22 protein-coding genes and 2 tRNA genes are annotated in these 21,452 nt (G+C 62.9%); 13 read left to right on the top strand and 11 right to left on the bottom strand.

The genetic code is table 11. From position 1 onward, the window contains the following. Positions 1-36: 36 nt before the first annotated feature. Both pyrF and MU848_RS10805 read right to left on the bottom strand, forming a co-directional pair. Positions 37-711 carry an orotidine-5'-phosphate decarboxylase gene (gene pyrF / locus MU848_RS10810; protein ID WP_247231850.1) on the bottom strand — a complete coding sequence of 225 codons (675 nt, stop codon included), beginning with the start codon at positions 709-711 and terminating at the stop codon, positions 37-39. Continuing rightward, positions 708-1,043, bottom strand: a complete 336-nt coding sequence (locus tag MU848_RS10805; protein WP_247231848.1) for a hypothetical protein — start codon at positions 1,041-1,043, stop codon at positions 708-710. The genes pyrF and MU848_RS10805 overlap by 4 nt, the downstream gene beginning before the upstream one ends. 166 nt (positions 1,044-1,209) lie before the next feature. On the opposite strand from MU848_RS10805, the gene ku reads away from it, so the two are divergent. Genes ku through MU848_RS10790 form a run of 3 tightly spaced genes read left to right on the top strand, consistent with a single transcriptional unit; the run spans position 1,210 to position 4,833 of the window. Beyond that, on the top strand, positions 1,210-2,088 hold the full coding sequence (gene ku / locus MU848_RS10800; RefSeq protein ID WP_247231846.1) for a non-homologous end joining protein Ku: 879 nt from the start codon (positions 1,210-1,212) through the stop codon (positions 2,086-2,088). A gap of 3 nt (positions 2,089-2,091) precedes the next feature. After that, positions 2,092-4,587 (top strand): DNA ligase D, encoded by a 2,496-nt coding sequence (ligD, locus tag MU848_RS10795; RefSeq protein WP_247231844.1) that lies wholly within the window; start codon positions 2,092-2,094, stop codon positions 4,585-4,587. A gap of 60 nt (positions 4,588-4,647) precedes the next feature. Next, entirely contained in the window at positions 4,648-4,833 is a 186-nt protein-coding gene (locus MU848_RS10790; RefSeq protein WP_247231842.1) for a hypothetical protein, read from the top strand. A gap of 110 nt (positions 4,834-4,943) precedes the next feature. On the opposite strand, the gene MU848_RS10785 is transcribed toward MU848_RS10790, so the two are convergent. After that, positions 4,944-5,333, bottom strand: a complete 390-nt coding sequence (locus MU848_RS10785) for an EF-hand domain-containing protein (protein WP_247231840.1) — start codon at positions 5,331-5,333, stop codon at positions 4,944-4,946. 255 nt (positions 5,334-5,588) lie between these two features. Here MU848_RS10785 and purB point away from each other — a divergent pair, with 255 nt between their 5' ends. Further along, positions 5,589-6,905 (top strand): adenylosuccinate lyase, encoded by a 1,317-nt coding sequence (gene purB, locus MU848_RS10780; protein ID WP_247231838.1) that lies wholly within the window; start codon positions 5,589-5,591, stop codon positions 6,903-6,905. Between the two features lie 148 nt (positions 6,906-7,053). On the opposite strand, the gene MU848_RS10775 is transcribed toward purB, so the two are convergent. Both MU848_RS10775 and MU848_RS10770 read right to left on the bottom strand, forming a co-directional pair. Further along, positions 7,054-7,130, bottom strand: a tRNA-Pro gene (locus MU848_RS10775). 99 nt (positions 7,131-7,229) lie between these two features. Then, a complete protein-coding gene (locus tag MU848_RS10770) occupies positions 7,230-7,574 on the bottom strand; it encodes a JAB domain-containing protein (protein WP_247231836.1) in 345 nt (114 codons plus the stop codon). 123 nt (positions 7,575-7,697) lie between these two features. Between MU848_RS10770 and thyA the strand changes: the two genes are divergently transcribed. The 4 genes from thyA (at position 7,698) to MU848_RS10750 (ending at position 12,767) form a co-directional block, all read left to right on the top strand. Beyond that, positions 7,698-8,645 (top strand): thymidylate synthase, encoded by a 948-nt coding sequence (gene thyA / locus MU848_RS10765; protein ID WP_247231834.1) that lies wholly within the window; start codon positions 7,698-7,700, stop codon positions 8,643-8,645. Between the two features lie 105 nt (positions 8,646-8,750). Then, a complete protein-coding gene (locus tag MU848_RS10760) occupies positions 8,751-10,196 on the top strand; it encodes a 3-methyl-2-oxobutanoate dehydrogenase (2-methylpropanoyl-transferring) subunit alpha (protein WP_247231831.1) in 1,446 nt (481 codons plus the stop codon). A gap of 201 nt (positions 10,197-10,397) precedes the next feature. Further along, positions 10,398-11,402, top strand: a complete 1,005-nt coding sequence (locus tag MU848_RS10755; RefSeq protein ID WP_247231937.1) for an alpha-ketoacid dehydrogenase subunit beta — start codon at positions 10,398-10,400, stop codon at positions 11,400-11,402. A 3-nt stretch (positions 11,403-11,405) separates the two neighbouring features. Next, a complete protein-coding gene (locus tag MU848_RS10750; protein ID WP_247231830.1) occupies positions 11,406-12,767 on the top strand; it encodes a dihydrolipoamide acetyltransferase family protein in 1,362 nt (453 codons plus the stop codon). A 42-nt stretch (positions 12,768-12,809) separates the two neighbouring features. Here the strand turns inward: MU848_RS10750 and MU848_RS10745 are convergent, their stop codons facing one another. Then, positions 12,810-13,109 (bottom strand): GIY-YIG nuclease family protein, encoded by a 300-nt coding sequence (locus tag MU848_RS10745; protein ID WP_097091178.1) that lies wholly within the window; start codon positions 13,107-13,109, stop codon positions 12,810-12,812. Between the two features lie 71 nt (positions 13,110-13,180). After that, positions 13,181-13,651: a hypothetical protein gene (locus tag MU848_RS10740; protein ID WP_247231828.1), complete on the bottom strand. Its 471-nt coding sequence runs from the start codon at positions 13,649-13,651 to the stop codon at positions 13,181-13,183. A gap of 176 nt (positions 13,652-13,827) precedes the next feature. Here MU848_RS10740 and MU848_RS10735 point away from each other — a divergent pair, with 176 nt between their 5' ends. Together MU848_RS10735 and MU848_RS10730 are read left to right on the top strand one after the other, a co-directional pair. Continuing rightward, positions 13,828-14,982 (top strand): AI-2E family transporter, encoded by a 1,155-nt coding sequence (locus tag MU848_RS10735; RefSeq protein WP_247231826.1) that lies wholly within the window; start codon positions 13,828-13,830, stop codon positions 14,980-14,982. 41 nt (positions 14,983-15,023) lie between these two features. Continuing rightward, positions 15,024-15,100: transfer RNA gene (locus MU848_RS10730), tRNA-Asp, on the top strand. A gap of 172 nt (positions 15,101-15,272) precedes the next feature. Here the strand turns inward: MU848_RS10730 and MU848_RS10725 are convergent. The 4 genes from MU848_RS10725 to MU848_RS10710 all read right to left on the bottom strand — a co-directional run bounded on the left by MU848_RS10725 (position 15,273) and on the right by MU848_RS10710 (position 16,882). Next, positions 15,273-15,512 carry a DUF2842 domain-containing protein gene (locus MU848_RS10725; protein ID WP_255254702.1) on the bottom strand — a complete coding sequence of 80 codons (240 nt, stop codon included), beginning with the start codon at positions 15,510-15,512 and terminating at the stop codon, positions 15,273-15,275. After that, complete coding sequence (locus tag MU848_RS10720; protein ID WP_247231824.1) at positions 15,509-16,087, bottom strand: 5-formyltetrahydrofolate cyclo-ligase; 579 nt, start codon at positions 16,085-16,087, stop codon at positions 15,509-15,511. Before MU848_RS10720 ends, MU848_RS10725 begins: the two co-directional genes overlap by 4 nt. Positions 16,088-16,356: 269 nt before the next feature. Beyond that, entirely contained in the window at positions 16,357-16,692 is a 336-nt protein-coding gene (locus MU848_RS10715; protein ID WP_097091181.1) for a cell division protein ZapA, read from the bottom strand. Beyond that, positions 16,685-16,882 carry a hypothetical protein gene (locus tag MU848_RS10710; RefSeq protein WP_315862461.1) on the bottom strand — a complete coding sequence of 66 codons (198 nt, stop codon included), beginning with the start codon at positions 16,880-16,882 and terminating at the stop codon, positions 16,685-16,687. The genes MU848_RS10715 and MU848_RS10710 overlap by 8 nt, the downstream gene beginning before the upstream one ends. Before the next feature lie 173 nt (positions 16,883-17,055). Between MU848_RS10710 and tkt the strand changes: the two genes are divergently transcribed. The 3 genes from tkt (at position 17,056) to MU848_RS10695 (ending at position 21,413) form a co-directional block, all read left to right on the top strand. Next, positions 17,056-19,026 (top strand): transketolase, encoded by a 1,971-nt coding sequence (tkt, locus tag MU848_RS10705; protein WP_247231822.1) that lies wholly within the window; start codon positions 17,056-17,058, stop codon positions 19,024-19,026. Between the two features lie 29 nt (positions 19,027-19,055). After that, positions 19,056-20,066, top strand: coding sequence for a type I glyceraldehyde-3-phosphate dehydrogenase (gene gap, locus MU848_RS10700; protein WP_247231820.1), 1,011 nt, complete (start codon positions 19,056-19,058; stop codon positions 20,064-20,066). Between the two features lie 141 nt (positions 20,067-20,207). Then, positions 20,208-21,413: a phosphoglycerate kinase gene (locus MU848_RS10695; protein ID WP_247231818.1), complete on the top strand. Its 1,206-nt coding sequence runs from the start codon at positions 20,208-20,210 to the stop codon at positions 21,411-21,413. The last annotated feature ends 39 nt before the right edge of the window (positions 21,414-21,452 follow it).

Genomic DNA, 21,452 nt, shown 5'->3' with positions numbered 1-21,452 from the left:
ACTGGCGTTGGCCGGTCCTCCCATCTCACCACTCTCTTACAATGTTGCTTCGATCTCTCGTGCAGCCTGATCCGGATTTTCCGCCAAGCTGATGGGCCTGCCCACGACGAGGATCGACGCGCCACGATCCAGAGCTTCTCGCGGCGTCACAGCCCGCTTCTGGTCGCCCATGGCACCTCCTTGCGGACGCACGCCTGGCACCACAAAATATCCGTCGGCCCAGGCCCGTTTCGCAAGCGCGACTTCTTCCCCCGAACAGACGATGCCGTCCAACCCGGCACTTCGCGCAAGATCGGCGAGCCGTGTTACCTGATCTTCCGCCCTGCCGCCGACCCCGATGTCCTGAAGGTCACTGTTGTCGAGGCTGGTAAGGACGGTGACTGCCACCACCTTCGTATTGATGCCCGCCGCCGCCTTTGCATCCTCCAGCATGGCGCGGCCGCCGGCTGCATGCACGGTGAGGATCGCTGGCTCCAGCCCGTTGAGCGCCTGCACGGCTTTTGCCACCGTGTTGGGTATGTCATGAAGCTTGAGGTCGAGGAAGATCGGGAGGTCGAACTTCATCATCTCCCGCACGCCATGATGGCCATGCGCGCAGAAAAATTCGAGCCCCAGCTTCAACCCGCCGACATGCCCGCGCACGCGCCCGGCCAAATCCTGAGCTTTGCTGAGGTCGGGGGTGTCTATGGCGACGTAGATGGGGCTGCTCATGCTGTTCCTGTGACAGGGTGGGAAGGTGAAGCGGTCGTAAGATGGTCAGCGGTGTCGCTGGGCAGGGAAGCAGGCGCCGCCGTCGCAGTCGCCGCCACAAGGGCACGCTCGGTATTTTCCAGCTTCCGCTTCATCCGCCAGCGCGTTGTGCGTGCCATGATCCAGAAGGGAAGGCACCCCGCGAGGAATGCGATCAGGATGGGAAACCAGATACGTGTCTCCCAAACTATGTCACCCCAAATCTTGATTTCGGTCGGCCGGTTGTTCGCCTTGCAAAAAAGGGCGATCGCGACGGCCAAGACAACCCAGAAGGCAGTCCGTAGGAATTGCATTCGGCATGTCCTTTAGCTGCTGATCCGGTCAGCTTAGGCCATTTCGGCGCAGTTCGAAAGCGCCTCGTCGGATTTACCGGCATCATGCGAAGGGAAGATGCGCTGCTTGATCCCGGAACCCTTGTGCCGGGCTGCGCATTTTTCTCGATGGCAAGGAGGTTGGACCATGGCGGCGCGTGCATATTGGCAGGGGCAGATCAGGCTTGCTCTCGTCTCCATCCCCGTTGAAATCTACGCTGCTACCAAGTCTGGCGCGCAGATCGCCTTCCACCAGATCCATGAGCCCAGCGGCAAGCGGGTGCGATATGAAAAGACAGTGCCCGGACTGGGGCCAGTGAAGCCCGAGGACATCGTCAAAGGCTTTGAGGTCAGCAAGGGCGACTATGTCCTGCTCCAGCCCGACGAGATCGAAGCGGTGAAGCTGGAGAGCAAGAAGACGCTGGAACTGACCCAGTTTGTCGATGCCGACGAGATCGACGTTCTCTATTATGAGCGGCCCTATTATGTCGTGCCCGCCGACGATCTTGCCGAGGAAGCCTTTGTCGTCCTGCGGGAAGCTTTGCGCCGGGCGAGGAAAGTCGGATTGGGCCAGCTCGCGATGCGCGGGCGGGAATATATTGTTTCCCTGAAGCCGTGTGGACGCGGAATGGTGCTGGAGACGCTCCGATATGCCGATGAGGTCAACAAGGCCCAATCCTATTTCCGTGAAATAGACGATGTAAAGCCCGACCCGGAACTGCTCGACCTAGCGGAGGCGCTGATCGAGAAAAAGACGGCGCCGTTCAAGCCGGACAGCTTCCACGACCGCTATGTCGATGCGCTCGAAAGGCTCATCGACAAGAAGAAGAAGGCCAAGGGTCGCCGCATCATCGAGGATGAGGACGAAGCGCCTGCCAAGCGCAGCGGCAATGTGATCGACCTGATGGCCGCGCTCAAGAAGTCTGTCGATAGTGGGGCGAAAGGCGCGGCGGCAAAGCCTGCAGCAAAGAAACCGGCGGCCCGGCGGAGCTCTGCTACCAAGGCTCCCGCGCGCAAGCGGGCCTGATATATGGCCGAAGCCGACCCCCTGAAGGAATATAATCGCAAGCGCGACTTCACCCGGACGAAGGAACCTGCCGGAAAACGGGAGCGCCGGGGCGGGAACAGCTTCATCGTCCAGAAACATGACGCCACCCGATTGCACTATGATTTCCGGTTGGAAGTCGACGGCGTCCTTAAAAGCTGGGCCGTGACCCGCGGCCCCAGCCTTGATCCTGCCGACAAGCGCCTTGCCGTCCGCACGGAAGATCATCCGCTATCCTACGCCAGCTTCGAAGGCACCATCCCCAAGGGTGAATATGGCGGGGGCACCGTGATGTTGTGGGATGAAGGCACCTGGGAGCCAGTGCCCGGCAAGAGTGCGAAGGACCTGGCGAAAGGCCATCTCCACTTCGTTTTGCATGGCCAGCGGATGAAGGGCGAATGGCTGCTAATCCGCTTGAAGCCACGGCCTGGTGAAGGGAAGCGGGAGAATTGGCTGCTCCGCAAGATCGATGACGCCTATGCCGGTCCTGCGGAGGACCTGGTCGGGCGTGAACTGACCAGCATCAAGAGCGGCAGGACCATGGGAGAGATTGCGGCCAACGCGCCTGCGATCTCGCTCAAGGGGAAGCGTGGCAAAGCATTCGACGCCGCGATGAGCGAAGCGGAGAGGGCGACCCCGGCGCGCCCTGCGCCCAAGCGGAGTAAACTAGCAAAGGCTCCTCCATTCCAGGCGCCGCAACTGGCGACGCTGGTGGACGCCGTCCCCACCGGCAACAACTGGCTGCATGAAATCAAATATGACGGCTATCGCAGCCTCGTCAGTGTGGCGGGTAGCCGCGTGCAGGTTTTTACCCGATCCGGCCTGGACTGGACCGATCGCTTCGCATCCTTGGCCAAGGAGGTTGCGGGCATGAACCTTCCCCCCATGCTTATCGATGGCGAAATCGTGGCGCTCGGGCCGAACGGAAATCCCGACTTTTCGACATTGCAGCAGGTGTTGAAGGGCGAGAACAAGGGAGCGCTACATCTCTTCGCCTTCGATCTCCTCTCCCTGGATGGCGAAGACCTGACCTGGCAGCCCAATATCGCCCGGAAGGAGAAGCTCGCGGCCTTGCTTGGGCAGGGGAGCGCGCATGTGCACCTGTCCGACCATATCGTGGGCGCTGGCGAAAAGCTGTTCAGGACGATGTGCGAGGCGGGGCAGGAGGGGATAATCTGCAAGCGCGCCGATGCTCCCTATCGCGGCGCGCGGACCAAGAATTGGCTGAAGGTCAAATGCACCCGCCGCCAGGAATTCGTCATCGTGGGATGGATGCCAAGCACGGCCAGTGGCCGTTCGCTCCGTAACATCCTGCTTGCCCAGCATGACGAACAAGGCCTGGTCTATGCTGGGAAGGTCGGGACGGGGTTCAATGCGCAGAATAGCGAGCGGCTTCTAAGCCAGCTGAAGGCGAGGGCCCGGCAGACCGCCGCCTTGCAAGTTCCGCGCAGCGAGGCGCGGGGTGCCAAATGGGTGCGGCCTGATCTGGTTGCGGAGATCGCCTTCGCCGAGTTCACCAGCGACAATGTCGTACGTCATGGCAGCTTCCTGGGCCTTCGCGAGGACAAGAAGGCGAAGGACGTTTCCCGGGAGAAGGTGATGGCTGTACCCGAACAGGAAAGCGATGTGCATGTCTCAAATCGCGATCGGCTGATCTTCCCCGAAGCGAAGGTGACCAAAGGACAGCTCGCCGACTATTATGAGGCGGCTGGAGCGATCATGCTGCCGTGGATTGCGCACCGGCCGATCAGTCTGGTGCGTTGTCCGCAGGGACGGGCAAAGAAATGCTTTTTCCAGAAGCATGACAGCGGCAGCTTTGGCGATCATGTGAAGCATGTCCCTATTCGCGAAAAGGACGGGGACGAGCAGGACTATCTCTATGTGGATGACATAGATGGGCTGGTTGCCTGCGTTCAGATGGGCACGATCGAATTTCACGGCTGGGGATCGCGGGTCGAGGATGTCGAAAAGCCGGACCGGCTGATCTTCGACCTCGATCCTGACGAGGGGCTGGACTTTGAGGATGTGAAAAAGGCTGCCCGTGATATTCGCCGCACCCTTGAGGATATTGGCCTCACAAGCTTTCCCATGTTGTCCGGCGGCAAGGGCGTGCACGTCGTAGTGCCGCTTACGCCGGAGGCCGAATGGCCGAAGGTAAAGGACTTTGCCGATCGCTTTTCGCGCGCCCTGGCTTCTGCCGAACCGGACCGCTTCACCGCCACCATGAGCAAGGCGAAGCGGAAGGGGCGGATCTTCATCGACTGGCTGCGTAATCAGCGTGGCGCTACGGCGGTGCTCCCCTATGTGGTGCGAGCACGTGAGAATGCGCCGGTGGCGGTGCCCGTGACCTGGGACGAATTGGAAGTTATCGACCGCCCGGGCGCTTACACGATCGCGGACATCGATAAATTGCTCGCGCGGGCGGGATCAAGGGAGTTGCGCGGTTGGGGCGAAGCGCGCCAGACGCTGCCGGACTATTGACGCAGATATGCCGGGGCCATCTTTCCTCGCAGACGGCCTTGTTGCATAAGCTGATTCACCATGACCCAACCCAACGACAATGCGCCCGAAGGCGAAGCCCCCAAGCAAGCAACTGAAAACAAGTCCGATCTGGCATCCGCTGCGCGGAAGACCGCGGGCAGGGGCGTGTGGATGGGTACTGCGGTCGGGATTGGATCGGCCGCGATCGTGGCGGCGCTTCTATACGCGAACAAGAAGCGCGGCTGACCAGCTTGGATTTTGGAAAAAAAGAGGCGGCATGGCCTTCGCTCCATGCCGCCCCATGTTGCGACCCTTTTGGGTTGGGGTTTTTCTAATCCGCGTAGAATGCTTCGCGATCAGGCAGCGCCGCGGCTCAGGTAAGAAATCAGCTCGGGCTTGCTCACTGACATGCTCTTGTCGGCGTCGGCCGTCTTGAACGCGCCGTCAGTCCAGGCCACTACATCAGCGGCCGCAAGCTTTTGGCCGCTGCTCTTCATCTCCTGATCCTTCAGCGCCGCCATCCAGCGTGAAAATTCGGCTTTGTCGAGTTGCGCGTCTCCGTTGGCGTCATAGGCTGGAAACTCGCTGTCGACGATCGATGCCACCGTGTCTGCCGGGGTTTGGTCTTGTGCGGGTGCGTCCGGCTGCACGCTTGCGGGCGCATCGGCGGAAGTCTGCGCGACCGCCGGGGTGGCAGCAGACAGGACAGCAGCAGCGATAAAGGCGCGAAACATAATCTTCTCCATCAGCGATCGAGCAAGTCGGGCGCGACCGCTTCATGGAGCAAGAATACATGAATGACTATCGTGTTTCCTGAATGGTTGTTCAGCATCAACATCTTACCCCATGAACGGCCTCATCTGGTCTTCAAATACTGCCATAATCAGGGTGAAAAGCGGACAGGAGGGTGAAGGGAAGACGAAAGAAGCCGCGATTTGCCCTTGAAAGGCTCGCCTGCTAGGCGGCGCGCGATCTTTCACCAGCAAATCAGGATTCGTTCGATGGTCCCGCGCTACGCCCGCCCCCAAATGACAGCACTCTGGGAACCCGAAGCCCGGTTTCGCATCTGGTTCGAAATCGAGGCCCATGCCACGGAGGCGCTTGGTGAACTGGGCGTGGTTCCCAAATCCGCTGCAAAGGCGCTGTGGGATTGGTGGGCGACTAATCCGACCATCGACGTTGCTGCGATCGACGCGATTGAAGCAGTTACCAAGCATGACGTCATCGCGTTCCTGACCTGGGTGGCTGAACAGGTCGGTGACGAAGCGCGCTTCATGCACCAGGGCATGACCTCGTCCGATGTGCTCGACACCTGCCTTGCCGTGCAGCTATCCCGGGCGGCGGACATCCTGATCGAGGATCTTGACCAGCTGCTGGCAGTCATCAAGCGCCGCGCTTTCGAACACAAGCTGACGCCGACCATCGGCCGTAGCCATGGAATTCACGCCGAACCCGTGACCTTCGGACTCAAGATGGCTGAAGCCTATGCCGAGTTCAGCCGGTGCCGGACCCGCTTGGTTGCCGCGCGCGAGGAAGTTGCGACCTGCGCCATTTCCGGCGCGGTGGGCACGTTCGCGAATATCGATCCGCGTGTGGAAGAACATGTCGCGGCCAAGCTCGGGCTCGCGATCGAACCCGTTTCGACGCAGGTTATCCCGCGCGATCGCCACGCCATGTTCTTCGCGACCTTGGGCGTCATCGCAAGCTCGATCGAGCGCCTGGCCGTCGAGGTCCGCCACCTGCAACGCACCGAAGTGCTGGAGGCCGAGGAATATTTCTCACCGGGCCAGAAGGGCAGTTCGGCTATGCCGCACAAGCGCAACCCGGTTCTGACCGAGAATCTCACCGGCCTTGCTCGCATGGTGCGCAGCTACGCGCTGCCAGCGATGGAAAATGTCGCGCTGTGGCATGAGCGGGACATCAGCCACTCGTCGGTTGAACGCTATATCGGCCCCGACGCCACCATCACGCTCGACTTCGCTCTGGGCCGCCTGACGGGGGTCATCGACAAGCTGCTCGTTTATCCCGAGCGGATGATGAAGAATCTCGACAAGATGGGCGGTCTTGTTCACTCACAGCGGGTGCTGCTCGCCCTGACCCAAGCCGGTGTGTCGCGCGAGGACAGCTATCGTTACGTCCAGCGCAACGCCATGAAGGTCTGGGAGTCGGATGGCCAGCTGTCGCTGCTCGAACTGCTGAAGGCGGATCAGGACGTCGCTGCGGCGCTGACTGCTGAACAGATCGAGGAGAAGTTCGACCTCGACTATCATTTCAGGCAAGTGGACACGATCTTCCGCCGGGTGTTCGGCGAAGCCTGACTGGAGCGGCAAGGCTCAAGTCGATGAAAGGGCGCGGAAACGCGCCCTTTTTCGTGCTTGCGAAAGATCAATAGTTTACGCGAATTCAAGCTGAGCACAAAACCGCGCTCGCGCGTGCCAACCTAAACCTTTGATGTGAAGAAAAATGTGGTCGGGGAGAGAGGATTCGAACCTCCGGCCCCTGCCTCCCGAAGACAGTGCTCTACCAGGCTGAGCTACTCCCCGACCGATAGCGGCATTGCTTGCAACGCCGCTGGGCAGGCGGGGTCTATAGAGGGGGCTTTTCGGACTGGCAAGCGGCTGGGCATGCTTTTTTTGCCTTGGTCAAAGCAGGCCTGCGGCGCGGAAGCTGAACTGTTCCCGGCCGCCGTGAATGACATGGTCGGCGAGCTTCACTTCCATCGGCCGGAGGCGGCGCGCTATCGAGCGGGCGAGGCGGATATCGTCCCGTCGCGGATGAGGGGAGCCTTCGTTTGGGCGCACCTGCTCGACGATGAGCCAGTGGCTGCCCTGAAGCAGCAGTTCCTGCAGGACGTGACGCCAATCCCTGCTCCCATCGACGTGGCCCAACGGACGCCACTGATCGTCCAACAGCAGGAATCGGATGCTTTCCGTAGCGGCCATTGCCTCAAGATGCTGCGACCGTCCGCTGCGATCACCGCGAACCATGTCCACTATGGAGTGGAACGGGCGGAGAATGGTCCGAAGCGAAAGCAAGATTGGCGAGCTCGGGCCTGCTCGGCTAAAGCGAGGGCGGCGAATGTGGAATCGCCGCAACAGGGAAGAGCGTCGTTGACCACAATCATCACTCCGAACGAAGCGCATTATGAGCAGCAATATCTGGACCTGATGCGCCGGATCTGGACGGAGGGGGATGAGCGGGTCGATCGCACCGGCGTGGGCACGCGGTCAGTGCTGGGCGCCACCATGCGCTTTTCGCTGGCGGGTGACGCGGTGCCGCTGCTGACGACCAAGCGTGTCTATTGGAAAGTGGCGGCGCGGGAAATGCTGTGGTTCCTGACCGGGGACACCAACATTCGCGAGCTCGTCCGTCAGGGCGTGCATATCTGGACCGACTGGCCGCTCGCCTCTTATCGCAAGGCGACCGGCGAAGAGATCAGCCGTGACGACTTCGAGGCGCGGATTATCGAGGATGAAGCCTTCGCGCGGCAGTGGGGCGATCTGGGCCCCGTCTATGGGGCGCAGTGGGTGAATTGGCCGCGCTACGAAGCTGTTGGCGATGGGTTGTTCCGCCGGGCCGAGAAGGGGCACAACCAGATTGCGGAACTGGTCGAGGGGATCAGGAACAATCCGGGCTCGCGGCGTTTGCTGTTCACTGGATGGAATGTCGCGGAAGTCGCGCGCATGGCCCTGCCGCCCTGTCACATGACCTATCAGTTCCAGGTGGCCGATGGACGGCTGAATGGCCTGTTGTTCCAGCGCAGCTGTGACTTGGGGTTGGGATTTGCGTTCAACATCTTCGGGCTGTCGATGATCACCCGGATGTTGGCGCAGCAATGCGACCTGGAGCCGGGAGAAGTCGTGTGGCAGGGCGGGGACGTGCACCTGTACCTCAATCATGCCGCGCTGGTGGAGGAGCAGATCAGCCGGACGCCGGGCGGCGCGCCGAAACTGAGGATGAAGAGGCGGCCGGAGAGCATTTTCGGCTATCGGATCGAGGATTTCGAAGTCGTGGATTATGCGCCGCAGAGTCATATCGCGGCGCCGGTGGCGGTGTGATTGCAAGAAGGAATTAGCGGGAAAACGGAACTCTTGCTTTTTGTGAGCGTTGTAATATTATAATTGCATCAAGCAATAATATTGCAAGTGCGAGTAGGAGGCGGGATGGGCGACCGGGATGATTCGGGCGCTGGGAAGGCCGGGAACGAGCAGGGCAAGCGGCTGGGCGAACAAGACGCTCGGCGGGCTGGTGAAAATCTTGCTGCTCGGCCGGGCAATGCTGACCTGCCGACCGTCCCGTCGGGACCGGGTGAAGCTGACCGGGCTGATTTTGCCGCGGAAACCACGTCTGGTGGCGGACGCAACTTGCCCCAATTGCGCCTGCATGTGCCAGAACCCCAGTTCCGGCCGGGCGACGAGGCGGACTTCAACCATTTCGACATTCCCGCCGCCGGAGCGGCACGGCGGCCCGATGAGGCGGCGGATGCCGGTACGATGCGGGAATTGGCCTACGACCTGGTCCGTGTTCTGGATGAAGAAGGCCGCGCGCTAGGGCCGTGGGACCCGAAGCTGCCGCCCGAGACGCTGCTGCGCATGCTGCGCGGCATGGCGCTGACCCGCGCGTTCGACGCGCGTATGTTCAGGGCACAGCGGCAGGGCAAGACCAGCTTCTACATGAAGTCGACCGGTGAGGAGGCGGTGTCGATCGGCGCGGCGGCGGCGCTGGCGAGCGACGACATGTGTTTCCCGAGCTACCGCCAGCAGGGGATATTGATCGCGCGCGGCTGGCCGCTGGTCGACATGATGAACCAGATCTATTCGAACAAAGGCGACCGGCTGAAGGGGCGGCAGCTGCCGATCATGTATTCGGCGCGGGAGGCGGGGTTCTTTTCCATATCCGGCAATTTGGCCACCCAATATCCGCAGGCCGTGGGCTGGGCCATGGCAAGCGCGGCGCGGGGCGATACGCGGATCGCGGCGACATGGTGCGGCGAAGGATCGACCGCGGAAGGGGATTTCCATTCCGCCTGCACCTTCGCCAGCGTCTATCGCGCCCCGGTGATCCTGAACGTCGTCAACAACCAGTGGGCGATCAGCAGCTTTTCCGGCTTTGCAGGCGCGGAGGCGACGACCTTTGCGGCGCGGGCGATCGGCTATGGCATTGCGGGACTGCGGATCGACGGCAATGACGCGCTGGCGGTCTATGCCGCGACGCGCTGGGCAGCGGATCGGGCGCGGGCCAATCATGGGCCGACGCTGATCGAGCATTTCACCTATCGCACGGAGGGACACAGCACGTCCGATGATCCGAGCGCCTATCGCTCCGCTGATGAGGGGAGCCGCTGGCCGCTCGGCGACCCCATCGCGCGGTTGAAGCAGCATTGCATCGCTATCGGCATCTGGGACGAGGAACGGCAGGCGGCGATGGACAAGGAATTGGCCGAGCAGGTGCGCGAGGCAGCGCGGGAAGCGGAGAAGAACGGGATTTTGGGACATGGCCTGCATCAGCCGATGGAGAGCATGTTCGAGGATGTCTTCGAGGAGATGCCCTGGCATCTGAGGGAGCAGCAGCAGCAGATGCTGGATGAAGCGAAGGCGGCTGGGTTGTGAGGGGGGAAGCGCCATTTTCCTCGCCCCTTCAGGGGAGAGGATACCGTAGCTTGCCAGTTGTCTGGCTAGCGAAGGTTGGAGAGGGGGATGGGGCGGAGTTACCCCTCACCCAGCTTCGACTAGGCGGCGGAGCCGCCAAGTCTGCGCAACCCTCTCCCCTAAAGGGGCGAGGGGAGACAGGGAATGACTGAAACCCGCCAGATGAGCATGATCCAGGCGATCAACAGCGCTCTCGATGTGATGATGGAGCGTGATCCCGATGTCGTCGTCATGGGGGAGGATGTCGGCTATTTCGGTGGTGTGTTCCGGGCGACGGCCGGATTGCAGAAGAAATATGGCAAGAACCGGGTGTTCGACACGCCGATCACGGAAATCGGCATCATCGGCGTCGCGGTGGGGATGGGCGCCTATGGCTTGCGTCCCGTGCCGGAAATTCAGTTCGCCGACTATATCTACCCCGCGCTCGATCAGTTGGTGAGCGAGGCGGCGCGGCTGCGTTACCGGTCGGCGGGGGAATTCATCGCGCCGATGACGGTGCGGTCGCCCTTTGGCGGCGGGATTTTCGGCGGGCAGACGCATAGCCAATCGCCCGAGGGCATCTTCACCCATGTGTCGGGCATCAAGACGGTGATCCCGTCGACGCCCTATGATGCCAAGGGGCTGCTGATCGCGGCGATCGAGGATAATGATCCGGTGATCTTCTTCGAACCCAAGCGCATCTATAACGGGCCGTTCGATGGTCATTATGACCGTCCGGCGAAAAGCTGGGCAGGGCATCCGGGCGCGATGGTGCCGGAGGGCTATTATCGCGTGCCGTTGGGACAGGCGCGCACAGTCCGTGCGGGCGAGGCGCTGACCATACTCTGCTATGGCACGATGGAACATGTGATCGAAAGCACCGTCACGGAGATGGGCGTTGACGCCGAGATCATTGACCTGCGCACGCTGGTGCCGCTGGACATCGATGCCATCGAGCAGTCGGTAAAGAAGACGGGCCGCTGCCTGATCGTGCATGAGGCGACGCGGACCAGCGGATTTGGCGCGGAGTTAAGCGCGTTGGTGCAGGAGCGGTGCTTCTATCATCTGGAAGCGCCGATCGAACGGGTGACGGGTTTCGACACGCCCTATCCGCATAGCCTGGAATGGGCCTATTTCCCGGGGCCGGTGCGGATCAGGGAAGCGATCACGAAGATCATGAGGGATTGAGCCATGGCGCTGTTCACGTTCAGGCTGCCCGACATCGGCGAAGGCATTTCCGAGGCGGAGATTGTCGGTTGGCATGTGAAGGTCGGGGACCGGGTAGAGGAAGACCAGCCCATCGCCGACATGATGACCGACAAGGCGACGGTCGAGATGGAAAGCCCCGTCGCGGGCGTGGTGAAGCGGCTGGCAGGCGAGCCGGGCGAGCAGATCGCAATCGGCGCGATGCTGGTGGAGATCGAGGTCGAGGGGGAAGGGGAGGTTGCTTCCGGGGCGGAGGCTCCGATGCCTTCGCAGGAGGAGATCGAGGCCGAGACGGCGGGGGGACGCGAGGTGGCGGGCGCGTCAGTTAACGGGATTATTTCCTCGGTTGATCGGCCTTATCCCGACGAGCAAACTTCAGAGCCCTCTCCCCTTCAGGGGTCGCAGGGAGGCACGCGCCTCCCTGCGACCCCTGAAGGGGAGAGGGAGAAGGCCAGCACGCGTCGGCCACCGACCTCTGAAGGTGAGAGAAAGTCACTCGCATCCCCTGCCGTCCGCGCCCGCGCCAGGGAACTCGGCATCGACCTGTCCCAGGTGAAAGCCAGCGGCGATCATATCCGCCATTCGGACCTCGACGCATTCCTGCTTTACGGCGCGGGGCAGGGCTATCGGTCGCCCAAGCCGCGCGCGCGGCGGGAGGATGAGGTGGTGAAGGTCATCGGCCTGCGCCGCCGGATCGCGGAGAACATGGCGGCCTCCAAACGACATATCCCGCATTTCTCTTATGTCGAGGAAATCGACGTCACCGAACTGGAACGGATGCGCGCGCAGTTGAATGACGCGCGTGGGGATCGGCCGAAGCTGACCATGCTGCCGCTGCTGATCGTGGCGATTTGCCGGGCTCTGCCGGACTTTCCAATGTTGAACGCCCGCTATGATGACGAGGCGGGCGTGGTGACGCGCTTTGGCGCTGTGCATATGGGCATCGCGACGCAGACTGACGCGGGGCTGATGGTGCCGGTGATCCGCGATGCGCAGGATCGCAATATCTGGCAGCTGGCGGGCGAGATAAAGCGGCTGGCAGAGGCCGCGCGCTCGGGCAAGGCGAAGGTGGAGGAGCTTTCCGGATCGACCTTGACACTGACGTCGCTGGGGGCGCTGGGCGGGGTGGCGACCACGCCGGTCATCAATCGGCCTGAGGTGGCGATTGTCGGGCCCAATCGGGTGATCGAGCGGCCCGTTTTTCGCGGGCGCGAGGTCGTGGCTGCGAAGCTCATGAACCTGTCGATCAGCTGCGACCATCGGGTAGTGGATGGATGGGACGCGGCGAGTTTCGTGCAGGCGGTGAAGCGATTGCTGGAGACGCCAGTGTTGTTGTTTGCGGAGTGAGGCATTCGTCACCCCGGGCCTGACCCGGGGGGCCGCTTCATCTCAGACCAGCAGATCGAACATGTCGCGCCAGTCCGGATTGGCGCGTTCGACAAGATCGAACTTCCAAGTGCGCCGCCATCGTTTGATCCGCTTTTCTTGCTCGATGCAGCTCATCATTGCTTCGCCCCATTCCGCCCAGACCAAGCGAGATAGGCCATAACGCTTGCAGAAGTCCGAGCCTGTGCCAGAACGATGTTGCTGAACGCGAGAAACGATGTCCGCCGTCACGCCGACATACATGGTGCCGCGATATCGGTCGGCCATGATATATACCCAACCGCCTTGGCGTGCCCGTCCCATGCCGTCTGGATCGAATAAGCGGGACCCCGGGTCAAGCCCGGGGTGACCAACATCGATATTTCAGCTGGTGCTCACCGCATCGTCGCCCGGTAACTCAGACGCGCGGTTTCTCCCGGCGACAGGCGCGCAGGGCCTGTCCAGCGGATATGGGTGATGTCGGCCGCGACGGCCCGGCGGACGCCGCCGAGCGGGGTCGGGAGCCATAGCTCGTCAAGGCGGCCCCAGCGTTGCCCGCCATCGACCGACACTTGCATGGACGGATCGGGCGCGGTGAGCATTGCGCCGCGCGGGACCGCTTTGGTGAGGGCGACGCCTTGGACGGGAGCGCGCCCTTCATTGCGCCAGTTGACGACGAAGAGGATCTGGTCGCCAGGGGCAGCGCGCGTGGCGCTGGCCAGGGTGCGGCGGGCGCGGCCGTTGATGTCGGTATGCACGCGCTCCACGAACATCTGCGTTTCCATCCGCAGGTCCGCACGGGCCAGCAAAGGCGCGGGCAGCATGCCCCATGCCGCCAACCCGAGTAGCGCCAATATCCGCATCATCCGTTCAAAGCCCCGATCCCCGTTTCGCTATGGCTTAGGACGGGGGGAGCGAAAATTTGGTTAACGGGCCTTAGCCATGTTCGGGCGTGGCGGATTGAAATTGACGCGCTGTTGCGGCCCGGTACACATTGCAGAAATGCGGGCAGGGCAGACATGCGGGCAGGATCGACCATTACGTGACACCTCATGAACAGCAGGAAATCAACCGGCGGCGGGATCGGCTGCTGGCGTCGATCGCGCTGACGACCGGGGTCGGGCTGCTTCTTGCCATGCCCTTCGCCTTGCGGGAGGGCGCGGAATTCTTCCTGCCGCTGACGGCCGCGGTGGTGATCGCCATTGCGCTGGTGCCGTTCCTGGAATGGATGGAGCGGCGGCGGGTGCCTTCCGCGGTGGCGGCGCTGGCGGCGGTGATCGCGTTCCTCGTGGTCGCGAATACCGCGCTGGTACTGATCGTGGTTCCGGCGACCGACTGGTTCAGGCTGTTGCCGCAGCGTCTGCCCAAGATTCAGAATAATCTGGCGCCGCTCATCGATTTTTATTCCCAGTTGCAGCATTTCGTCGACGAAACGGTGCAGATGCTGGCGACCGGACCGGTGGCGGCGGCGCAGACGGCGGCGGTGGATGCGCCGCGGTCGCTGTTGCAGTTCGCCGCGACCTCCGCCCCTTCGGCGATCATCCAGATGGTGTTCGCGCTGCTCATCATCTATTTCTTCCTAGCAGGCTGGACGCGGCTGCGGCGGCGCACGATCAACAGCCGGGGCAGCTTCGATGGCGCGATGGCGGTGGCGCGGGTAATCCAGAATGTGGTCGATGCGACGTCGGCCTATGTGCTGACGATCGCGACGATCAACCTGTGCCTGGGGCTTGCGGTCGCGCTGGCGCTGTGGCTGATCGGCATGCCGTCGCCGCTGATGTGGGGCGGGATCGTCGCGCTGCTCAACTTCGTGCCCTATTTCGGGCCGATGCTGGCGGCGGCCTTGCTGGCGCTCGGCGGGCTCATGGTGTTCGACGATGTGTGGCGGGCGCTGGCGCCTGCCGTGACGCAGATCGGCTTTCACCTGGTGGAGGCGAATGTGATCACGCCGATGGTGCTGGGGCGGCGGTTGACGATGAACCCGCTGCTGATTCTGGTGTCGCTGACCTTCTGGGGATGGGTGTGGGGGACGCCGGGTGCGCTGCTGGGCGTGCCTTTGCTGATCATCATCCAGACCGTGGTGGCGGCCGCTGGAACGCCGGATATCGCCGGTTTCCTGTTCGAGCGCGGGACGCTGACGGTGGCGCCGCGCGAAGAAAATGACGAGAAAGAAGAAAGTGGTGAAAGAGCCGGTTGACAGGTCCGGCGCACCCGCATAGATGCCCGCCCACACCGAACGCGGGTGTAGCTCAGTTGGTTAGAGCGCCGGCCTGTCACGCCGGAGGTCGCGGGTTCGAGCCCCGTCACTCGCGCCACTCTTTTGGAAGAGTGGATGGCCCTGAAGGGCCGTATTTATTCCGAAATTTGATATGTCGTCATGCCATCGCAAGCTGGCATCTCGGGCCCTTGGCGTTTGGCGTCGTCTCACAAGATCCCAGCTTTCGCTGGGATGACGGAGTGGGGCGTTTTAGCAGCGCTGTGAGCGCGTCAGCCGCGCCGCCAGCGGCCGGTTTCCATCCAGGCGAGCAGGCGCTTCAAGGGCAGCACCCAGATCCAGACGATGCCGAGGAAGACATAGACCGGCACCTGCGCGATCATCGGCAGGCTGCCGATAATGCCCGACAGGCTGCCGACCAGCACCGCCCAGAGCAGGATCAGCCCGATGATGAGGAGCATGCCCACAGGCTTGCGCCAGCTGGGTTCGTAGGGAGCAGGCTGGCGATTCACGCGTCGGGTCCTTCGATCAGTTCTACTTCGGTGAGGATGATGTGGAGCGGCAGGTCCCACGGGTCGGCGGGCAGCGCGTCCTGTTCCTGCACCGACCAGGCGAGGCCGATCCGCAGGGCGTCCGGATAGCGGGCAAAGGCGCGGTCATAATAGCCGCCGCCCTGGCCCAGCCGGTTCATGGCGCGGTCGAAGGCGAGCAGCGGGGCGATGATGATGTCCGGAGCGACGGACGGGCCGCTGGGTTCGGGATGGTGCGTGCCGTAAAGGCCGGGATGGAGCTGATCCTCCGGCGTCCAGGTGAGGAAATCCATGGTGCCGAGCCGGTCGATGACGCGTGGGAGAGCAAGCGTCTTGCCCATCGCCGCGAGCTGGGGCGCGAGGCGCTGGGCGGGCGCTTCGTCGTCGAGACCCATGTAGAGCGCGACGGTCTGCGCGCCATCTAGGCGGCGGGCGAGGGGCGAGGGGATCGCCTTGAAGGCCAGCCGATGCGCGAGCGGGTCGAGCGACTGGACGAAGGCGCGGCGGCGCGTCCGGGCGAGGGTGCGCAGGGCGGTCTTGTCGGTGTCTTCGCTCATGGGCTCGCGTTTAGAGCAGCGCGCGGCAAATTGATATTATTTAGCACCGGTGCGTCGACAGTCTCGGCCCGAGCGGAGTTTGGGGAGAGCCAAGGAAGGGTGACGGGACCGCCTCGGCCGTTTGCTGGAATATCCTCTGACGCCTCAACGTCAGGTGGGGACCATGTAGATCGGGCCGGAACCCGCCCAGGGACAGCCCCCGTGGATGTGATTATCGCCTCAGGGATGTTCGCTAAAGCTCGTATCGCGCAGTGCCCGTCGCCTGTAATCTAGGCGCCGGGCTCCGGATCGACAAGCCTCTCGCGCAGCTTTTCTATGCGCGCGGCCAGCGCTTCCATCGCTTGCACAGCGAGTTCGTCGTCATCGCCAAGTGCAAGGCTCTGCTGGCGGCCGATCGCCTCGCGCTTCAGGTCATTGAGCTCGTCGGCGAGGAAGAGGGCGGCGAAGAGCAGCGTGCGCACTTCGGTCAGGCCCGGCGTATTCTGCTGGGCGAGGCGCGCCTTGCGTTCGATCAGGCCGGCGAGATGAGCAAGATGCGCCTCCTCCCCGTCGCGGCAGCGGACGGTATAATGGCGCCCGGCGATCTGGAGGGTGGTTTCAGCCACGTTTTTCCCCCTTCAGATCGGCGATCAGTTCATCGAGCGAGCGGAGCGCCGTCCGCGCGGCGGCCGCGTCCACGCCTGGGGAGGCGGAAGAGGCCGAACCCGCAGCCGCGAGACCCTGCACATCCTGTTCCAGCTGGCTCACCGCGCGCTCCAGCGCGCCGATAGCCTGCATCATGCGATCGCTTGCCATGATCCACGCATAAACAAAGTTTTCGCCTTGCAAAAGCTGTCATTGGACGGCTTGGCGGGCTCCAAGGTCCTGCCATGGTTGACGCTTTGGGTGCAACGCGACAAAGGGGACCCGATTTCGATTCGCCGGCTCAGCAGGGGGCCGTGAGCCAAGTAGGGAAGAAGCCAGCCTAGATGACCGTATCCGAAAAGTCGCTCGCCAGCGCCATCCGGGCGCTTTCCATGGACGCAGTGCAGGCGGCGAACAGCGGCCATCCGGGCATGCCGATGGGCATGGCGGACGTCGCGACGGTGCTGTTCAAGAACTATATCAAGTTCGATCCGACGCAGCCGAAATGGGCCGACCGCGACCGCTTCGTGCTGTCGGCGGGCCATGGATCAATGCTGATCTACGCGCTGCTGCACCTCACCGGCTATGCGCGTCCGACGATGGAGGATATCCGTAATTTCCGCCAGATCGGCAGCCCCTGCGCCGGGCATCCGGAGAATTTCGAGCTGGCGGGCGTGGAAGCGACCACCGGGCCGCTGGGTTCGGGCCTGGCCACTGCCGTCGGCATGGCGATCGCGGAGCGTCACCTCAATGCGCAGTTCGGTGATGATCTGGTCGATCACCGCACCTGGGTGATCGCGGGCGACGGTTGCCTGATGGAAGGCATCAACCATGAGGCGATCGGCCTTGCCGGGCACCTGAACCTTGGTCGCCTGATCGTGCTGTGGGACGATAACAAGATCACGATCGATGGCGCGGTCGACCTGTCGAGCAGCGAAGATGTACGCGCCCGCTATGCCGCTACCGGCTGGCATGTCGTGTCGTGCGATGGCCATGATGTCGCCGATGTGCGCCGCGCGATTGACGAAGCGCTGGCTGATCCGCGTCCGTCGCTGGTCGCCTGCGCCACCAAGATCGGCTATGGCGCACCCAACAAGGCAGGCACCTCGGGCGTCCATGGGTCGGCTTTGGGCGTCGAGGAAGTCGCGGCGGCTCGCCAGTTCCTGGGCTGGACATCCGAGCCTTTCGTCCTGCCCGAGGATGTTGCCGCCGAGTGGCGTCGCATCGGGTCGCAGGGCGCCGAAGTGCGTGCCGCTTGGGAAGGTCGCCTGAATGGTAATGGCCAGAAAGCCGAGTTCGACCGGCGTATGGCCGGTGAACTGCCCGCCGACTTCTCGCTCAACGCCTATATCGACACGCTGATCGCCAATCCGCAGAAGGTCGCGACCCGCAAGGCGAGCGAATTGGCGCTGGGCGCGATCAACGATCTGCTGCCCGAAACACTGGGCGGTTCGGCGGACCTGACCGGATCGAACAACACCAAGACCAAGTCGACCGGACCGCTCACCAAGGACGATTATTCCGGCCGCTATGTCTATTATGGCATTCGCGAGTTCGGCATGGCCTGCGCGATGAACGGCATGGCGCTGCATGGCGGCGTCATCCCCTATGGCGGCACCTTCCTGGTCTTTTCCGACTATATGCGCGGCGGCATCCGCCTGGCCGCGCTCCAGCAGCAGCGCGTCATCCATGTGCTGACGCATGATTCCATCGGTCTTGGCGAGGATGGCCCGACCCACCAGCCGATCGAACATGTCATGTCGCTGCGCATGATCCCGAACCTGGACGTGTATCGCCCGGCGGACATCGTCGAGACGGCGGAATGCTGGGAACTGGCGCTGAAGGACAAGGATGGTCCGTCGGTGCTGGCGCTGACGCGGCAGAATCTGGCGCAGCTGCGCACCGAGAAGGCGAGCGAAAATCTCTGTGCCAAGGGCGCCTATCGCCTGCGCGCCGCCAAGGGGACCCGCAAGGTCGTGCTGATCGCCACCGGCTCCGAAGTCGAGATCGCGGTGGCGACCGCCGACCTGCTGGAAGCGCAGGGCATCGGCGCGGACGTCGTGTCCATGCCGAGCTGGGCGCATTTCGATGCGCAGCCGCAGGCGTATAAGGATGATCTCCTTCCGCACCATGTGCTGCGCTGCTCGATTGAGGCAGGCACGACATTCGGGTGGGAGCGCTATGTCGGCATTGCGGGCTTGCGTTTTGGCATCGACACATTCGGCGCTTCGGCTCCGGCGGAAGTGCTGTACGAGCATTTCGGCCTGACCGCGGCGAAGATCGCGCCGCAGGTTGCGGCCGCGCTCGATCATTAAGAACATCTACCAATCAGGAGGCTAGTGCAGTGGCAACGAAGGTAGCAATTAACGGTTTTGGACGTATCGGCCGCCTGGTGGCGCGCGCAATCCTGTCGCGCACCGACCATGATCTGGAACTGGTCAGCATCAACGACCTGGGCGATGCGAAGGCAAACGCCCTGCTGTTCAAGCGTGACAGCGTCCATGGCAACTGGGCTGGCGACGTCAGCGCCGAAGGCGACGCGCTGATCATCAACGGCAAGCGCATTGCCGTCACCGCCGAACGCGATCCCGCCAAGCTGCCGCACGCGGCGCAGGGCGTCGAAATCGCGCTGGAATGCACCGGCATCTTCGCTTCGAAGGAAAAGGCGAGCGCCCACCTGACCGCTGGCGCCAAGCGTGTCATCATTTCCGCGCCCGCAGGCGGCGTGGACAAGACCATCGTGTTCGGCGTCAATCATGAAACGCTGACCGCCGATGACGTCGTCATCTCCAACGCCAGCTGCACGACCAACTGCCTGGCGCCACTCGCCAAGGTCCTGCACGATGCCATCGGCATCGAAAAGGGCTTCATGACGACGATCCACAGCTACACCAACGATCAGAACACGCTGGACCAGCTGCACAGCGACATGCGCCGCGCGCGCGCCGCTGCGCTGTCGATGATCCCGACCACCACCGGCGCCGCGCGCGCCGTGGGTGAGGTTCTCCCTGAACTGAAGGGCAAGCTGGATGGTTCGTCGGTGCGCGTGCCGACCCCGAACGTCTCGGTCGTTGACCTGAAGTTCATCGCCAAGCGCGAAACGAACCGCGACGAAGTGAACCAGCTGCTGAAGGCCGCTTCGGAAGCCGGGCCGCTGAAGGGCGTGCTGGGCTATTCGGACGAACCGCTGGTATCGATCGATTATAATGGCGATCCGCGCAGCTCGACCGTCGACAGCCTGGAAACCGCCGTCATCGACGGCAACCTGGTGCGCGTGCTCAGCTGGTACGACAATGAATGGGGTTTTTCGAACCGCATGATCGATACCGCAGGCGTGGTTGCCGGGCTGCTGTAAGAATGAGGGGGGCGGGCATTGGCTCGCCCCTTTTTTCGTCATCCCAGCGTAAGCTGGGATCTCGTTTTTCTACTTACGTCCCGCCCGAGGCATGAGATCCCAGCTTTCGCTGGGATGACGGTAGGGGCGGCTGGGAGCATCATGGTGGCCAAGCCCTTCAAGACGCTGGACGATATGGGCGACATCAGCGGCAAGACCGTGTTGGTGCGCGAAGATTTGAACGTGCCGATGCAGGATGGCAGCGTGACCGACGACACCCGCCTGCGGGCGGCGATGCCGACGATCCTTGAACTGGCCGATCGCGGCGCAAAGGTGCTGATCCTGGCGCATTTCGGGCGGCCCAAGGGGCAGAAGAACCCGGAATATTCGCTGTCGAAGATCACGCGCCCGCTGACGCAGGTGTTGGGGCGCGACGTTCAGTTCATTCCCGATTGCTGCGGTGAAGCGGCGGTGGACGGCATCGCGGTGATGCGTCCGGGCGACATTTCGATCCTGGAAAATACCCGCTTCCATCCCGGCGAGGAAAAAAATGATCCGGCGCTGGTGGAAGCCATGGCGGCGATCGGCGACTTCTATGTGAACGATGCCTTCTCCGCCGCGCACCGCGCCCATGCGTCGACCGAGGGGCTGGCGCACAAGCTGCCTGCCTTTGCGGGCCGTTCGATGGAGAAGGAGCTGGACGCGCTCCAGGCGGCGCTGGGCGAGCCCGTGAAGCCGGTCGCGGCAGTCGTCGGCGGCGCGAAGGTTTCGACCAAGCTCGACGTGCTGAATAACCTGGTCGCGAAGGTCGATCATCTGATCATCGGCGGTGGCATGGCCAACACCTTCCTCCACGCGCGCGGGGTCGATGTCGGCAAGTCGCTGTGCGAGAAGGATCTGGCCGAAACCGCCGAGGCGATCTTCGACAAGGCTGAGGCTGCGGGATGCACCATCCATCTGCCCTATGACGTAGTTGTGGCGAAGGAATTTGCCGCCAATCCCCCGTCGGTGCGGACGTGCAATGTGCATGAAGTCGCTGCCGACGAGATGATTCTGGACGTGGGCCCGGCGGCGGTCGAGGCGCTGGGCGATGCGCTCAAGAACTGCCGCACGCTGGTCTGGAACGGGCCGCTCGGCGCGTTCGAGATCGCGCCGTTTGACAAGGCGACGGTGGCGCTTGCCCAGACGGCGGCGGCGCTGACCAAGGAAGGCGGGCTGACGTCCGTGGCGGGCGGCGGCGATACGGTCGCGGCGCTCAACCATGCGGGCGTGGCGGGCGACTTCACCTTTGTATCGACCGCTGGCGGCGCTTTCCTTGAGTGGATGGAAGGCAAGGACCTGCCGGGCGTCAGCGCATTGATGGTGTGAACTTCGGAAGCCGCCGTCTACAAAATGGCGGTTTTCTTC

The sequence above is a fragment of the Sphingobium agri genome (assembly GCF_023051225.1).
Lineage (GTDB): Bacteria > Pseudomonadota > Alphaproteobacteria > Sphingomonadales > Sphingomonadaceae > Sphingobium > Sphingobium agri.
Note: the sequence above shows the minus strand (reverse complement) of the source record. Positions and strands in the feature narration are given on the sequence as shown.

Coding starts and splice junctions, on each gene's coding strand:
- pyrF (WP_247231850.1), bottom strand. CDS start 711: ATGAGCAGCCCCATCTACGTCGCCATAGACACCCCCGACCTCAGCAAA.
- MU848_RS10805 (WP_247231848.1), bottom strand. CDS start 1,043: ATGCAATTCCTACGGACTGCCTTCTGGGTTGTCTTGGCCGTCGCGATC.
- ku (WP_247231846.1), top strand. CDS start 1,210: ATGGCGGCGCGTGCATATTGGCAGGGGCAGATCAGGCTTGCTCTCGTC.
- ligD (WP_247231844.1), top strand. CDS start 2,092: ATGGCCGAAGCCGACCCCCTGAAGGAATATAATCGCAAGCGCGACTTC.
- MU848_RS10790 (WP_247231842.1), top strand. CDS start 4,648: ATGACCCAACCCAACGACAATGCGCCCGAAGGCGAAGCCCCCAAGCAA.
- MU848_RS10785 (WP_247231840.1), bottom strand. CDS start 5,333: ATGGAGAAGATTATGTTTCGCGCCTTTATCGCTGCTGCTGTCCTGTCT.
- purB (WP_247231838.1), top strand. CDS start 5,589: ATGGTCCCGCGCTACGCCCGCCCCCAAATGACAGCACTCTGGGAACCC.
- MU848_RS10770 (WP_247231836.1), bottom strand. CDS start 7,574: ATGGTTCGCGGTGATCGCAGCGGACGGTCGCAGCATCTTGAGGCAATG.
- MU848_RS10760 (WP_247231831.1), top strand. CDS start 8,751: ATGGGCGACCGGGATGATTCGGGCGCTGGGAAGGCCGGGAACGAGCAG.
- MU848_RS10755 (WP_247231937.1), top strand. CDS start 10,398: ATGAGCATGATCCAGGCGATCAACAGCGCTCTCGATGTGATGATGGAG.
- MU848_RS10750 (WP_247231830.1), top strand. CDS start 11,406: ATGGCGCTGTTCACGTTCAGGCTGCCCGACATCGGCGAAGGCATTTCC.
- MU848_RS10745 (WP_097091178.1), bottom strand. CDS start 13,109: ATGGGACGGGCACGCCAAGGCGGTTGGGTATATATCATGGCCGACCGA.
- MU848_RS10740 (WP_247231828.1), bottom strand. CDS start 13,651: ATGATGCGGATATTGGCGCTACTCGGGTTGGCGGCATGGGGCATGCTG.
- MU848_RS10720 (WP_247231824.1), bottom strand. CDS start 16,087: ATGAGCGAAGACACCGACAAGACCGCCCTGCGCACCCTCGCCCGGACG.
- MU848_RS10710 (WP_315862461.1), bottom strand. CDS start 16,882: ATGGCAAGCGATCGCATGATGCAGGCTATCGGCGCGCTGGAGCGCGCG.
- tkt (WP_247231822.1), top strand. CDS start 17,056: ATGACCGTATCCGAAAAGTCGCTCGCCAGCGCCATCCGGGCGCTTTCC.
- MU848_RS10695 (WP_247231818.1), top strand. CDS start 20,208: ATGGTGGCCAAGCCCTTCAAGACGCTGGACGATATGGGCGACATCAGC.